Source organism: Glutamicibacter protophormiae (genome assembly GCF_014647495.1).
Classification (GTDB): Bacteria; Actinomycetota; Actinomycetes; order Actinomycetales; family Micrococcaceae; genus Glutamicibacter; species Glutamicibacter protophormiae.
In genome coordinates this window covers 294,871-307,408 of the sequence record NZ_BMPH01000003.1, presented here as the reverse complement: position 1 = coordinate 307,408, position 12,538 = coordinate 294,871, and the positions used below count along the sequence as shown (strand labels likewise).

The following is a 12,538-nucleotide window of genomic DNA, read 5'->3' as shown; positions in this document are numbered from 1 at the left end:
ACCGTCCTACCCGTGTTTGCGCGCCCTCTCCCGCGCCTTGCGCCGCTTGTCGAGTTCGTTCTCCGTGGAGTTGTCGACCTTCGGCGCTTCTGGGGCCGGTGTGGCGCCCTCGGTCTTTGGCTTGCCTAGCGTCTTGAGGCGTGCGACTTCGGCGATGAGCTTCCTGAAGTTGTCCTGCTGCTGCCGGCCTTCCATGAGGACTCCGGAGAATTGGAGCTTGATCGTGATCTTGTGCTCGCCACCGTAGACGCCGTTGTCTTCCAGTGCGGCGCGCATCAGGTCCAGCACGCCTTCGCCCTGGATCGCACGGTCGAGGTCATCGAGCCGGTCGGCAGCGCGGGCTGCTTCGATCGCTGTTTCAAGGATCATGGGGCTCGTCTCGTCCTTGGTCAGGGACCGGAAGACCCGGGCGCCGCGCTCCCCCAGACCGGCTGGTTCGTGATTCATCGGTTCGCGAGGTCACCGAGCTGGATGACCGCCGGGTTCTTGCTGGTGACAATCGCGGGTATGCAGTATTCGCGTTGCTCTTCTGTCAGCTCATCGGATAGCACCAGCACATCGGCGCTGTCACCCGCAATCGTGCGCGGCGGCGCGAAGAATCGGATGTTACCTCCGCTGGCGAAGTCGATACGCTCACTGCCGTAGACGCGGCGCACACGAGCGACCCGCGTAGGGGTGGCCAGCGCCATGGTATCGGCAAAAATCTGTGGCAAGACGTTCCGACGCTGGTGAAGCACCACGGAGACGCGCCGCCCCAAACCGTCCGCCAGGCGAACCGCCTCGGTCAACGCGTTCTTTTCAGGGAAATCATTGGTTGCCATCGGTGCTGACTCCTTCACGGCGAGCGCAGCACCGGGCCGCGCTAGATGGGGACGACGAGTGGTTTGAGTGTTGGGCTGGTTCCCCGGCGCGGGGTTCCGAGCGCCATGTATCGGCCCATGGAGTAGATCTCGATGTTTCGGCCGTCGCGGAGTTTCTTTCCGCGCTGCGGGGCGAGGTAGCCCCAGATGTGGAGCCCGTTGCCGGACTGGGACACTTCGGTGAAGGTGTCCGGGTTCTGGTCCAGCACGGCGGCCGCCCAGGGGTGCAGCGTGCCGTCGGCAGCGAACGCGTGATCGAGGTCGATGACGCCGATGCCGGAGCCGTCCAGGACGAAGCCCATTCCGACGCCTGCTGTGGCGTTCTTGGCGTCCTGATAGGAGGTCCAGCCGTTGGAGACGCTGACGGAGGCCAGTGCGCCGGTGGTGGTGAGCGGACGCTTCAGCGCGTCGCGGCGTACCCAGCATTTGCGGCTGGTCAGATCCTTGGGGATTCGCTTGTTGGCGCGGCACCTGGCAACGCGGCAGCGGACCGAGCAGAAGCGAGCACGCCGGCTACGCCACGTAGCCAGATCCTTGTCGCAGTGCTCGCATTTCCTCATGCTTCAATTCTACCAAGTTGTAACGCAAAAATCCTCGAGATTCCGGGGTTTTTGACCACAAAATGCCTAGTCAGAATCCGGCAACCAGGTGAGCGCGCAAGCCATTCGCAAAACACCTAGTCAGAGTCGAATAATTTTCAAAACCTCAGGTCAGAAGCCCGGGGGGATATATCGCTATGCGAGGTGGGGGCGATTGGCTGAGAGGGGGTAGGGGATACCCCCCAGGGGCACGCCGGGCGAAGCGAGCCGCATCAGAAGCGACCCGAGTTGCGCAGCGGCGCGTGATGAACGACGCTCCGCGGCCGTGAACGCTTCCCCTTGGAGCCGTTGCACCGCCGGCAAATCACCCACGCATTCTCCTCCGAGTCCGCACCGCCCTGAGCAGAAGGAACGATGTGATCAACCTCTGCCGAGTTCGGCAGCTTCGACACTTCCCAGTTCAGCACCACACTGCACCAAGGACAACGCGTCTGACCTTCCACAACCCGACAGCGATAGCGCACACGCGCCACAATCTTCTTCCACAGCGCCGTGCCGGTGCGAGAAGTCGCCACCACTGCACCTCCAACCCACAGCCTTAACGAACAAGAGGGCCAGCCATGTCGGCCAGCCCTCTCGAATCACCGTGATTTGGATACACGTGTAGCAAGTGGTCTCAGCTTAAACCACCTCACCTACGGAATGCAAACCACCAGCGACACGCACTACTCCTGCGGTCTCGTCAGCTCCTCCAGCTCATGAATGCTCGGCCCACACCACCCGGCGCCACATGCCCGGCACTCAACCAGTACGGGCGTATCCGAGGCCGGGCGGATCGCAGCCACCAGGGCACGATTCTGCACCCTCTCCCCATCCAGGGTTTCCCATACATGGGACAGATTGCAGGCCGGGCACTTCCGGCGCAACCGCACCACGGTAGGGGGATTGAACAGATCATTGATCCGCTGCACCCAACCACCCAGCACCGTATAGCACTCATCGATCAGATCAGGACGATCATTCAAGCACGTCACCCAATACTGGATCCGCTGAGCCAGCTTCTCCGGAACCTGAGCCGGCCGAGGCAACGACCATAACCGATCAGCCACCTCACGTTCAATATCCTGCATCAACGCCAACGCAGCAGCAGCCACCGGCATACCAGGGCCAAACCCAGCACCACCAGCACCACCCTCCCCCGACGGACGCACCTGTTCCTGCAGCTCCAACAGCAACGGCTTCTGCATCCCCACGCGAGGCCCCTCGCCCTCAACCTCGATAATCTCCGGAGACCAATCCAGCAACTGATCACGGAACCGCCACGTACGGCCACGCTTCAACTGCTGCTTCTCACTCAAAACATTCTCCTGAGTCACTGTGCTTCCTCTCATCAAATCCTGCAAACAATCCAACAACCGCACTCACCCCTCGACTTGATCAGGTTTCAAGCACCACCACCCGCAGCGCATCCATCGACCGAGTCCTGGCACTTCCGGCATGGAAGCTGCAATCCATGGAGCTGGCAATCGACGTTCGGCTCGTCCACCTTCTGACCCTTGACCCCGTAATACCTGGACCCGTACCTCCCACCCGTCAACACAGCCGGAGCCTCACCCGCATCATGGGTGCCATGGTCCTGCTGTCCTGAGAGTTGAGTGCTGGAAGGTTGCGACTGCAGATCAGGATTCTTCTTTCCCCGTCTGCGTCTGGATCTGGATCTTCGAGGCTTAGAGGAATCAGTGGGTAGCTCAGGCTGACCTTGGCCAGACCCAGCCCTTAACCCATCCCTGCCCTGCCCTGCCCTGCCAGCCCGTGCACGCGCATGCGCGCGCCCGTAGACAGCTTCTTGCTCTTCGACCATGGATGGTTCGTCTACTGGACCATCGATGGTCGAGAATTTGGTCATTGCAGCCGGAATGTCGGGGTTTTCCTCGATCATCCAGGCAGGCGCGCTGGTCTCGTCCTCGGCCTGTTCGGCGTCCTGCTCCGGAGCGACGTTCTGCAGGCCCCTGGGCGCGATCGTCGAGCTCGACAGAGCGGTGGCTGCCTGAATGACCGGCGGTGCCTCTACGGTCTCCGGAGCGACGTTCAGCGGACCCGAAGGTGCGATCGTCGAGCTCAACGGAGCGCCGGAGGCTGCCGGCTTCTTGGCGGCGAGGTTGAGTCCGAAGCGTGAGGCTGGATCCTGCGCCCCCAGCTCAACAGCCGGTGATTCCGGGACGGTCTCCGGAGCGACGTTCAGCGGACCCGAAGGTGCGATCGTCGAGCTCGACAAAGCCGAAGCGGTTTCACGGACTGGAGCGGGGCGCAGGGTCTTGCCTGCCTGCTCCGGATTGCGTCTGCCCTTCTCCCGGTTGCACGCGGCGCAGGACAACACGATGTTCCTGGCACCCACGGCAAGGGTAGGGTCAATGTGATCCAATTCAGGGCGCTTGTCTCCCTTGCTGGTCTTCTTGAAGACCATGTCGCCGCAGTAGCGGCATTTTCCCCTGGAACACTTCGGGAAGTCCTCCGCGTCACGCGCCCACACATCGGCGCGAATCTGCGGATCAGCGAGCTCCTTACGCTTGGCTCTGGCCAAGCGTACGTTGTCGCCGGTGTCATACCCGAATTGGAACCAGTCGTGGAAAAGATAATGCCCCTCCTTGACTGCAGGACATTGCTCGCATGCATGCCCGGCGGTATGCCACAGGCCCGTCTCAACCAACTGCCCGGCCAAGAGATCAACTGCATCACTATTGAGCAGGATCTTCATCAGCTGGATGTGGGAGACCAGGCCGTCGGTCAAAGCCGCCTGGGTCACGCTGCCGGCCATCGTCCACAGCCCCATGGCTGCGATCCCCACCAAGTCATCCTGCAACGCCTTTTCGGCGAGCGCTGATGCTTTGGGATTGACGTGGAGTTGGTCGTCAACTTGGAAGAATGGCAATTCTTTTCCCTCCTTTCATGAAATGGATCAGTACGTTCGTTTCGTGTGGTGGTCGGCGGCGGTGCGCGGGCTTCGGTATTTTGCATCAGCTGTCTCCTGCGGGGGTTTCCGGGAGTCGGTAGAGGTGCCAGACAAACTGGCTGGCCAGGCAGCTGGCGAGGTGGTCGGCGCCGTCGGGGATGGGATGCCCGGTGCTGAAGATCTGCACGTTCTGCACGCCTGCGAAATCGAATGACAAGCTGTTCCCGACCAACTCGGCTTCGACCCACACTTCAACACGGTTGCGCTCTCCGGTGATATTTTTCATCCGGTAGTCGGCGAAGTGCACGACCTTCCCGGCCGGCAGTCCGCGCACCTGGTCATCTACATTGAGTTCGTAGCGGAAAATTCGACGGTTCATGGTGTGGCCTCAATTCTGATGATCTGCTCCGGGTGGGCTTTGGTTTCCATCTGCTCGCCGCCCCAGCGGAGGGCTATCTTGCTGGACAGCTCGCTGTGCAGTGCAAAGACGATCTGCCCGTAGATCATCTTGTTTCCCGGCAGCGGGATGCGGGCGTGGAGCCCGCGGTGGAAATAGTTGATCTCACCGATGCGGATCTCTTCCATGTCCCGAACCGGGTTGAGCATCTGCGGCGGGCCCTGGTGCTCCTGGGTCTCGGTCATCTGGTTTCGGTCTCCTGCCTGAGCTGTGCGGCGCGGATTCGTATCCAATCGGATTTCAGTCGCAGCGGATCGTGCACGCTTGCGTCGGCGTCCATTGCGTCTGCCGCTTCTTCGAGTGCTTCGGCACGTTCGTTGGCCAGTACCCTGTCGAACTCCGCTGGGTCTAGGCGCACCTGCCCGCCCCACTCGAAGTATGTACGGATCTGGGTAACCGACCATGGACCGCCGGACAATCCCGGCAGTGCGGCAGCGAAGTACTCACTGACGAGCTCTTCTACCTTGTCGGTGTACTCGGCGCGGATTCGAGGGTGCAGGTAATCCCAATCAGCACCCCAGTTACCCTTCCCATACTGGTTGTAGAGGTTCTTCGCCGTCGCTTCGACTGCGAACGGGTCTAGCTTGGGCTGTTCAGACATTAACTTCGTCCTCCCACTGAGCTCCTACAGATGGGCCTCGCTCGGGTGCCCGAAACGGAACCCGAATTCGGTATGTCCGGATACGACGCGGCATGTTCCGGGAGCCGAACCGACGCGCCCACTTCGTGTTCTTCTGCCCAATGCGCTCGATGTCGAAGGTTTCCACGGTGAACTTGTTCCCGGTGATCACCATGTGGGATTCAAGCGGCACGTAGTGCCGCACGCCATTCGCCGATGCCCATTCAAAGAGCATCTTGCGCTGTGCTCGATTCAGCTTGGCGAGGTTGATGATTCCTGGCTTCATTCCTTGCTCCTACGCTGATGTATGGGTGCTAAATCTGGCAGGGGACCGCCGAGCGCGAAATCTGACTGCCGCGTGCTCTGCACAGTAGTCACGGCATCCGCGATGGATTCGACAACCGCGGCTAACCCTTCTGCAATAGCCCCTATGCCTTCGACCAAGTCCTGCCCGAGGTACTGGAAGGCGCGGAATGAATTTGCTTGGATTCGGGCAGCTCGGGCTTCCTTCTCGACCTTGCGGAGTGCCTGGCGCAGGTTCTTCTCGTACAGCGCTGCCATGCGCGGCTGACCGGTCTTCCGGCAGTGCTCGGCGCGCTTGGCCAGGTCTATCGCTCTAGCGATACTTGGACTGCTCATGATCGGCTTTCCTTTCGTTGTCGATGGATACGCGGAGGAATCTGGCGAGAGTCCACGCTAGGAACGGTGCTTGAAACACGAGCAAGCCGATGCCCAGCACCAGCCACGACCACGCGCTCACTGCCCGGACTCCGACGAGCGCTTGCCGGTGATGGTGATTTTGGTGCTGGGGGTGAGTGCGTATTCACCGGTGCTGGTTTTGATGATGACCGTTTTGAGGTTCATGGGGTTCAGGTTGCCGTTGTCTTCTTCGACCTCGACTTGGAGTGTTCCGTGGGATACCTGTTTCAGGACTCCGAAGTTGCCGATGGTGCGGCCGAGGTCGGTGCCGTTGAGGCGGCGGGCTTCGATCATGACGCTCATGCTTGCACCAGGAACCCGGTGAAGGTCGGCAGGATGCCGGTTTTGGTCGGGCCTCCGTGGAGTAGCGTTGCATCTTCCATTGGGTCGTCCGGGTTCAGGCCCGGCCGCCATGCCCAATCGGTGCGGCGGGTGACCCTGAATTCGATCAGGTCGTCTGCGTCGTGCAGCGCTTCGATGGTTTCCCCGGTTGTTGCTTCGACCCACTGGCGCACGGCTTCGTCGGCGCTGTGCGCGTCGGTGGTGCCGGTGACCAGCCACAGTTCGCTGTCTTCGCCAAGCTCCCATACGGTGATGTTCTCGGTCATGGTTAGCCTCTTCTTCTTGTCGGGTTGATGATGTGCTGCAGGACCAGGTCGGGGCGGTGCCCGAACCACTGTTCTGTTTCGCCAAGGTCGAGGTTCGTTACCTCGACCATGGGCATGCCCAGAGGGATGCCCTTCGCGTCAGAGATCGAGCGGAGCGATGCGATCAGCTTGGCGTTATCCTCGGCGACGTGCTTCGTCGCGTGTGCGATGCCCTTCTGGGTGAGAAGCATCTTCGTGCGGGCGCAGTCGCCGCAGTCGTCCTTGGCGTAGACGGTGATCTGGAGGCTCACCACCGACCACCCCGGTGGCGTCGGTCGAAATCGTCGAAGTCACGATTTATGCGGTGGAACTGTCGCAGCACGAAAACGAAAATGGTGATTACCAGGCCGAGCACTACGACCGCGAAGACGCAGTACAGCACGATGATGATTGGGCCGTACTGCTCAATGAGCCCGGCCACGCTTCCCAGCAATTCTTCAACGGTCATTAGCTTGCCTTCTTCCTGTAGATGGGTTCGCCTGCGGACAGGCGTGCGATAGCGGCGTCCCAGAGACGTCCGGCACCGCGGTGCGTGAGTCTGACCGAGAACACGACGCGCTCTCTGTCGCCGGAACCGATGATGGATTCCTTGACCTTGACCCAGTCAGCCTTGACCGCCTGCGCGGTGGCCTGGTTGCGGCGGACGGTCTCCCCGCGGATGATGATGTGCAGTTCGCCGGCAAGGTCGAATACATCCTGGTGCCGCACCCTTGCGGCAGGCGCGTTGGACTGCGCCCATACCTGCAGCTGGTTGGCGAGGTCACTGATCGTCTGCAGGCCCTCGGCCTGCCGGTACATGTCGATCTGGGCTACCTTCGGGCGGGCGGCTTCCAGCTCCTGCGCCTGATTGGCGACGACGGACTGCAGCTCCCCCACGATTTCCAGAGCACGCTCTTCCAGGGTCTTCGGTTTGACCGCGTACATGCCGGTGCGTCGAATCTCTGGAAGCACCTCGTGCGTCAGCCACCGCTTGAACACCTTCGCTTCCGGCTTGCGCGAGCGCAGCACCAGCGAGTACATCCCGGCTTCGGTCACGTAGGCCATCTGCTGGTCTCCGCCAAGGGTGTCCATAGTGTGTACACCCTTTTCGTCCTCGTCGAGCAAAGCGAGGCTGGTGCGCGGATTGGCCAACCCGAGCACTTCGCACAGGTCATTCGCGATGAAGCAGGGCTGCCCGTCGACGAGAAGGGTGCGCACTTCTTCGTCCTCGTAGATGTGGGTCTGAATCTCGGTCACGATTTCCTCCAATACAATGTTTTTGGTTTGTTTTCTGTGAAACAAGGATTGACGGCCTATTTGTCTTGCTTCGGCGGCAGGCGAACCGGCATAACCAGCTGTTCCAGCACGACCGAGTCGAGGGGTTCCAGACCGCTGGTGATCCGGACAGGCTGAGCCATCGTTGCGAACGAGAGACGCACCTTGTCGCCGGGCAGCGCTCTGAGCGCATCCTGGTAGAAGTACGGGTTGAACGCAGTTCGCACGTCGGCTTCACCCTCCGCCGGGATCAGCGGCGACTTCGCCGGGTTCTCTTCCCAGGTGGTACTGATTCGAAGCGCAGTGCGATCCTCGGCGCTGGTCAGCTCGAAAGGCTGGTTCCGTTCGGTGGTCGACCCGATGACCCGGGAAGCTCGTTTCATGGCCGCGGCCGAGAACACCATGTGCGACGAGTATTCCTTGGCGAACAGGTCGCGCAGCTTCGGGTATTCACCGTTGACGGTCAGAGCGTTGACGACGAAGTCCTTCCCGGAGAAGTGCACCGCTTCGAACTGGCTGTATCCACCCGAGCCCATCAAAAGCAGGTGCATGTCCCCCGGCTTGTCCATGAGAACCCGGATCCGATTCCACTCGGACAACTTGATCAGGAAGCTCCCCTCGAAAGAGACGGGTGAAGGGATCCAGGCCCGCGCCAGCCGGTACCGGTCGGTGGCGTACGCGGTGATGCGGTCCGCGGAGAATACGACGTTGATCGCGGTCAGGACCGGCAAGGTGTCATCCTTGCTCGCCGTGTGAGCTACCGAGTCGAGCAGGTCGCGGAATGCCTGCACATCGACCACTGCCCCAGCGATTTGCTCCTGACCCAGCGCGTTCTTCCAGTCGGCGATAGTTCCGAACTCCTCTGCCTGGGACGCGCTGGCGAGCGACGATGGCACCGCGATTTCGAACCCATCGGCTTCCAGTGTCAGCAGGCTGATCGAGTCCTTGGCCTTCCACTCCCACTTGAGCGTGACGTCCAAATCCTTGGCCGCGCCGCGCACCAGCTCTGTCAGGGTGTTGATGACATAGTTCCCTGCGATGAGCCGTTCGTGCACCGTCTCGCCCGTTGCCTCGCCGCGGGTGATGCGCAGGCTGGTCTGGTAATCGAAAGTCGTGGCTTCCAGCCAGCCGGACTCCTGGAAGCGCAGTGCCGTTAGAGTGAGGAACGGCGCCGGCATACGTCCGACGATGCGGATCTTCTTCAGCATGGCCAGCAGCTCGCGGGCCGGGATGGTCACGGCGACGTTGCCGGTGTCTGCGCCGGCGGTTCTTCTGGAGACTGCTTCTAGTGCTTCTGGTGCGGTAATCATGATGTTTTCGCCTTTCGTTTCTTCCGGGTCTTGGTCTTGATGCCCTTGGCCTGCTGTTGTTTCTTGAAGATGTACTGCCGTTCGGTCGGGGTCTTGCCCCCGAAGATCCCGGCTTTGAGTTCTTTCTTCTCCAGCGCATATTCCAGGCATTGCTGCTGGACCGGGCAGCTGAAGCAAATTTTCAAGGCCTTGTCGTTGACCTCCGTTGACTTACCTGGTGGAGGGAACCACGGGTCTCCCCCGCCGCGCAGCAGGTCGTAGTGCTTCCTGCACTCCGCTTCCTGGCGCCAGTCGATGGTGTCGGAGTGCGTTGCCAGCTGGTACTTCACCGTGCTCGCGCTGCCTCTGGTTACCACTGGGGCGCCCATCTTCTGTGCGGCCGGCCCAGCTCGCCGGTGCGGTGAAACTCGGTGATGTCACGGAAGTGCTCCGTTGCCCGCTGCGCCCACCAGAACACTTCAGATCGGGAACCCGTGGACTTGGTAACCGAGCGAGCGTTGACCCGCGCTGGTCGGCCCGGTGCGACCCAGACCTTCGCGACGTAGATCGTCTCCCCGGGCTTCACACCAGGCACAGCGCGAACTGTGGTGCGAGGGTAGCTGAGCACGTGCTTGAGCGCTGGCAGGATCTGCTCATGCCCGCGGTCCAGATCCACGACCCGTTGCTTTGGTGCGGTGCCGGCCGTCGCAGGGTGCTGGGCCTGCGAGCGGATCCGGCCAGGATCGACTGCTGGCGCGGGTGGCTTGCCCAGTTCGTCGGAAACTTGGCCCGGAGACATTAGGCCACCTCGATTCCGTCGATGGCCGGCGCGCACTCGGCGCAAATCCCGGCCCAGTGCTTGTCGGAGACGACTTCCTGGTTGCAGTTCTTGCAGGTCGCCGTGTTCAGGTGAACGTCGTTGAGCGCGTTCTCGCGGGTCTGCTGTGCGATCCGGATCATTTCTGCTTCGTCCTCGGACGGCAGGTATCCGGCGAAGTCGATCAGCTGCTGGTACCAGCGCGAGAGCGGAGCCCAGCGGTTCTCCTTCTCCCACGAGTCGCGCATGTACCAATTCGTCTTGCCCAGGTTCCGGTCTGTGATTGCCACCGGCACGTAGGCCAGGAGTAGCGAAAGCTGCTGCAGGGTCAAGCCCAGCGCTACCTTGCGCGCCTCGGCCTCCCACCGTTTCCGGGCATCCTCCACCTCCGGGGCTCGGTTTGTCTGATCATCTTCGAGTTCCGGGAACGGGAGGCCCACGGCCTCGCCAATGGCTTGACGCTTAAACGTCTCGTAGTCGCCGCGGGCTTCCTGGAAGATCATGGAAACCAGCAGGCCGCGCGCGTTGCGGTCCTCGATGCCCTTGCGGTCGCGGATCTTGTCGATCACGAACTTGTGGCGGGCGCGCTGCGCGATCGGTAGGACGCCGTCCAGGCGACGGATGTTCTCCCGGCGCGCCTTCTCTTCCGGGGAGGCCTTCGCCTTGGCCGCGGCCTTGGATTTCTCCCACCAGTCCACGGAATCCGGGGTGCTCACATCGAACTGATGCCCCGCCGCCACATGGCCGGCCACGTCGAGCACCTGCTCGGTCTTGGCCCACTTGCCGCTGTAGCGGTTCTGCGAGTCGATTTCGACGGCGCCCTGCTCGGTCAGCTCGGCGCGGAGGGTGTCGCGGCGGGCGTTCTGCTTCTTCTGCTCGATCAGACGGTTCACTTCCATCTGGTCCTTCTTCCAGTGGGAAGCTTCCAGATCGTCAACAATGCCGTCGAAAATGCTGGTATCGCCAGTCTCTTCCTCGACGTCGAGGACTGCGGCGGCGCTGAGCAGGTCGATGGTGCCGCGGGCGTGGATCTGAGCGACCCGCGGGTTGTCGGCCAGGCGGGCGCGGGGCTTCACCTCTGCTTTGGGGATGTTGAAGTTCTTCGAGATCCATGCCTCGGACTTCCCCTCGGTCAGCATGCCCTGCAGCGACTTGGACTGGCCCATGCTGTCGAGCGGCATGTGGTTGGTGCCGGTAGACAGGGCCTCGGTGTACAAGTCGAGTGCGGCGTTCTCCGGGGAAGGCACGATCTCGCACTTGAGCTCGGTCAGGCCGGCGCGCAGCGCGGCGGCGTGGCGGCGGTGGCCACCTTGGATCATGTAGTCCCCGTCGAGCTCCGGATGCGGGTACACGGTGATCGAGTCGAACTGGCCGATGGTCTTCAGCTCATGCGCCAGGCCGTCGATGTCGCCCATGTCTTCGCGCGGGTTCTTCGGGTCCGGGTGGATGGCCGAGACCGGCAGTATTCTGAGTTCACCTGGTTTTTGAGACACGAAATCCTCCATAAGGTGTGTCGAGAGAAAGAAAAAAGAGAGTGTGTGGTGCCAGCGGTCAGCTGGCGCGGTTAGCTGCGAGTTCGGCGGAGAACCAGTCCCCCAAGGACATGAGCACGAGCCCGCCGGCCACCATGATGGCCAGCACGCTCAACCCGTTCTGCATCGAAGCTGTCATCACTGCGACGGCCAGGACTGCGAAGATAGCCGGCATCCAGATCAGCCACATGCGCCTCGTTGCGCGGGCGATAATCGTTCCGGCGCTCATCAGCGTCCACCCCCAAATAGGGACGCTGCTGGCACCGGCTCAGGCAAATCCTCCAGAACAGTGAAGTCGTGGGTGCGCTTCCTGCCAAGGAAGATCCCGCCCTTGCCGTCCGGATCGGCCGGACTGATCGACCCCATGTCGACAAACACGTCGGCGGTCGCGGCCCGGTAGAAGTAGTTCGCCCATAACGCCGCAGCCTTGCGCGCCTGGATCGCCTTGTCGGCCTTCGGGTAGTGGCGCCACTTGATATCCAGCTCAGCGACGGCGAGCCCACGGCCCTCCGGAATGATCAAGACCTTGCCCTTAGACGAGCTGCCGGTCACCCTGCCGCCGTCGGCGTAGGTTCGGTTCACATTGCCCACGATGACTCCGCCACTACTCTCTGGTTGTCGATGTATGCCTGGATGTCAGTCGCGGCGATGCGAGTGGTCTTGCCGCGGGTGCCGACCATGACCTTTGGCAAGTCGCCGGCGTTGATCAGGTCGTAGACCGAAGACAGGCCAATGGATAGCAGTTCCGCGGTATCGGCAACGGTGTACAGGAGCCGGACGGGACGGGATTCGACAGGCACGCCTGGTTCCACGTCGATAGTGCCGGGGCAGTTTCCTGCACCCTGGATCGGGAAACCGATTACACTGGGCATTGA

The 12,538-nt window shown here is 61.8% G+C and carries 23 protein-coding genes; all 23 read right to left on the bottom strand.

Annotated features, from left to right (window positions below):
- Positions 1-6: 6 nt before the first annotated feature.
- A complete protein-coding gene (locus IEY43_RS05825; RefSeq protein ID WP_188947661.1) occupies positions 7-447 on the bottom strand; it encodes a hypothetical protein in 441 nt (146 codons plus the stop codon).
- On the bottom strand, positions 444-821 hold the full coding sequence (locus IEY43_RS05820; RefSeq protein WP_188947660.1) for a hypothetical protein: 378 nt from the start codon (positions 819-821) through the stop codon (positions 444-446). The genes IEY43_RS05825 and IEY43_RS05820 overlap by 4 nt, the downstream gene beginning before the upstream one ends.
- Positions 822-862: 41 nt before the next feature.
- On the bottom strand, positions 863-1,420 hold the full coding sequence (locus tag IEY43_RS05815) for a DNA primase (protein WP_188947659.1): 558 nt from the start codon (positions 1,418-1,420) through the stop codon (positions 863-865).
- A gap of 251 nt (positions 1,421-1,671) precedes the next feature.
- Positions 1,672-1,851, bottom strand: a complete 180-nt coding sequence (locus IEY43_RS18495) for an HNH endonuclease (protein WP_374189854.1) — start codon at positions 1,849-1,851, stop codon at positions 1,672-1,674.
- 273 nt (positions 1,852-2,124) lie between these two features.
- The gene (locus IEY43_RS05805; RefSeq protein ID WP_188947657.1) at positions 2,125-2,775 is read right to left on the bottom strand and encodes a DUF7341 domain-containing protein; all 651 of its coding nucleotides are present in this window, start codon (positions 2,773-2,775) and stop codon (positions 2,125-2,127) included.
- Positions 2,776-2,843: 68 nt separating this feature from the next.
- Complete coding sequence (locus IEY43_RS05800; RefSeq protein ID WP_188947656.1) at positions 2,844-4,328, bottom strand: HNH endonuclease; 1,485 nt, start codon at positions 4,326-4,328, stop codon at positions 2,844-2,846.
- Positions 4,329-4,413: 85 nt separating this feature from the next.
- Positions 4,414-4,728 carry a DUF7352 domain-containing protein gene (locus IEY43_RS05795; RefSeq protein ID WP_188947655.1) on the bottom strand — a complete coding sequence of 105 codons (315 nt, stop codon included), beginning with the start codon at positions 4,726-4,728 and terminating at the stop codon, positions 4,414-4,416.
- The gene (locus tag IEY43_RS05790; RefSeq protein WP_047117727.1) at positions 4,725-4,991 is read right to left on the bottom strand and encodes a hypothetical protein; all 267 of its coding nucleotides are present in this window, start codon (positions 4,989-4,991) and stop codon (positions 4,725-4,727) included. Before IEY43_RS05790 ends, IEY43_RS05795 begins: the two co-directional genes overlap by 4 nt.
- A complete protein-coding gene (locus IEY43_RS05785; RefSeq protein ID WP_188947654.1) occupies positions 4,988-5,407 on the bottom strand; it encodes a hypothetical protein in 420 nt (139 codons plus the stop codon). Before IEY43_RS05785 ends, IEY43_RS05790 begins: the two co-directional genes overlap by 4 nt.
- Positions 5,400-5,711, bottom strand: a complete 312-nt coding sequence (locus IEY43_RS05780) for a hypothetical protein (protein WP_188947653.1) — start codon at positions 5,709-5,711, stop codon at positions 5,400-5,402. Before IEY43_RS05780 ends, IEY43_RS05785 begins: the two co-directional genes overlap by 8 nt.
- The gene (locus IEY43_RS05775; RefSeq protein WP_188947652.1) at positions 5,708-6,064 is read right to left on the bottom strand and encodes a hypothetical protein; all 357 of its coding nucleotides are present in this window, start codon (positions 6,062-6,064) and stop codon (positions 5,708-5,710) included. The genes IEY43_RS05780 and IEY43_RS05775 overlap by 4 nt, the downstream gene beginning before the upstream one ends.
- A 117-nt stretch (positions 6,065-6,181) precedes the next feature.
- A complete protein-coding gene (locus IEY43_RS05770; RefSeq protein ID WP_188947651.1) occupies positions 6,182-6,427 on the bottom strand; it encodes a hypothetical protein in 246 nt (81 codons plus the stop codon).
- Positions 6,424-6,732: a hypothetical protein gene (locus IEY43_RS05765; RefSeq protein ID WP_188947650.1), complete on the bottom strand. Its 309-nt coding sequence runs from the start codon at positions 6,730-6,732 to the stop codon at positions 6,424-6,426. The genes IEY43_RS05770 and IEY43_RS05765 overlap by 4 nt, the downstream gene beginning before the upstream one ends.
- Before the next feature lie 2 nt (positions 6,733-6,734).
- Entirely contained in the window at positions 6,735-7,022 is a 288-nt protein-coding gene (locus IEY43_RS05760) for a glutaredoxin family protein (RefSeq protein WP_188947649.1), read from the bottom strand.
- Complete coding sequence (locus IEY43_RS05755; RefSeq protein WP_188947648.1) at positions 7,019-7,219, bottom strand: hypothetical protein; 201 nt, start codon at positions 7,217-7,219, stop codon at positions 7,019-7,021. The genes IEY43_RS05760 and IEY43_RS05755 overlap by 4 nt, the downstream gene beginning before the upstream one ends.
- Positions 7,219-8,007, bottom strand: a complete 789-nt coding sequence (locus IEY43_RS05750) for a BRO family protein (RefSeq protein WP_209550389.1) — start codon at positions 8,005-8,007, stop codon at positions 7,219-7,221. The genes IEY43_RS05755 and IEY43_RS05750 overlap by 1 nt, the downstream gene beginning before the upstream one ends.
- Before the next feature lie 56 nt (positions 8,008-8,063).
- A complete protein-coding gene (locus IEY43_RS05745) occupies positions 8,064-9,335 on the bottom strand; it encodes a DNA polymerase III subunit beta (protein WP_188947647.1) in 1,272 nt (423 codons plus the stop codon).
- Positions 9,332-9,664: a WhiB family transcriptional regulator gene (locus IEY43_RS05740; protein WP_209550388.1), complete on the bottom strand. Its 333-nt coding sequence runs from the start codon at positions 9,662-9,664 to the stop codon at positions 9,332-9,334. Before IEY43_RS05740 ends, IEY43_RS05745 begins: the two co-directional genes overlap by 4 nt.
- Before the next feature lie 20 nt (positions 9,665-9,684).
- Positions 9,685-10,113 (bottom strand): hypothetical protein, encoded by a 429-nt coding sequence (locus IEY43_RS05735; RefSeq protein ID WP_188947645.1) that lies wholly within the window; start codon positions 10,111-10,113, stop codon positions 9,685-9,687.
- On the bottom strand, positions 10,113-11,624 hold the full coding sequence (locus IEY43_RS05730; protein ID WP_188947644.1) for a ParB/RepB/Spo0J family partition protein: 1,512 nt from the start codon (positions 11,622-11,624) through the stop codon (positions 10,113-10,115). The genes IEY43_RS05735 and IEY43_RS05730 overlap by 1 nt, the downstream gene beginning before the upstream one ends.
- Positions 11,625-11,682: 58 nt before the next feature.
- Positions 11,683-11,892: a hypothetical protein gene (locus IEY43_RS05725; RefSeq protein ID WP_188947643.1), complete on the bottom strand. Its 210-nt coding sequence runs from the start codon at positions 11,890-11,892 to the stop codon at positions 11,683-11,685.
- Positions 11,892-12,254 carry a hypothetical protein gene (locus IEY43_RS05720; protein ID WP_188947642.1) on the bottom strand — a complete coding sequence of 121 codons (363 nt, stop codon included), beginning with the start codon at positions 12,252-12,254 and terminating at the stop codon, positions 11,892-11,894. Before IEY43_RS05720 ends, IEY43_RS05725 begins: the two co-directional genes overlap by 1 nt.
- Positions 12,242-12,535 carry a helix-turn-helix domain-containing protein gene (locus IEY43_RS05715; protein ID WP_188947641.1) on the bottom strand — a complete coding sequence of 98 codons (294 nt, stop codon included), beginning with the start codon at positions 12,533-12,535 and terminating at the stop codon, positions 12,242-12,244. Before IEY43_RS05715 ends, IEY43_RS05720 begins: the two co-directional genes overlap by 13 nt.
- Positions 12,536-12,538 lie beyond the last annotated feature (3 nt).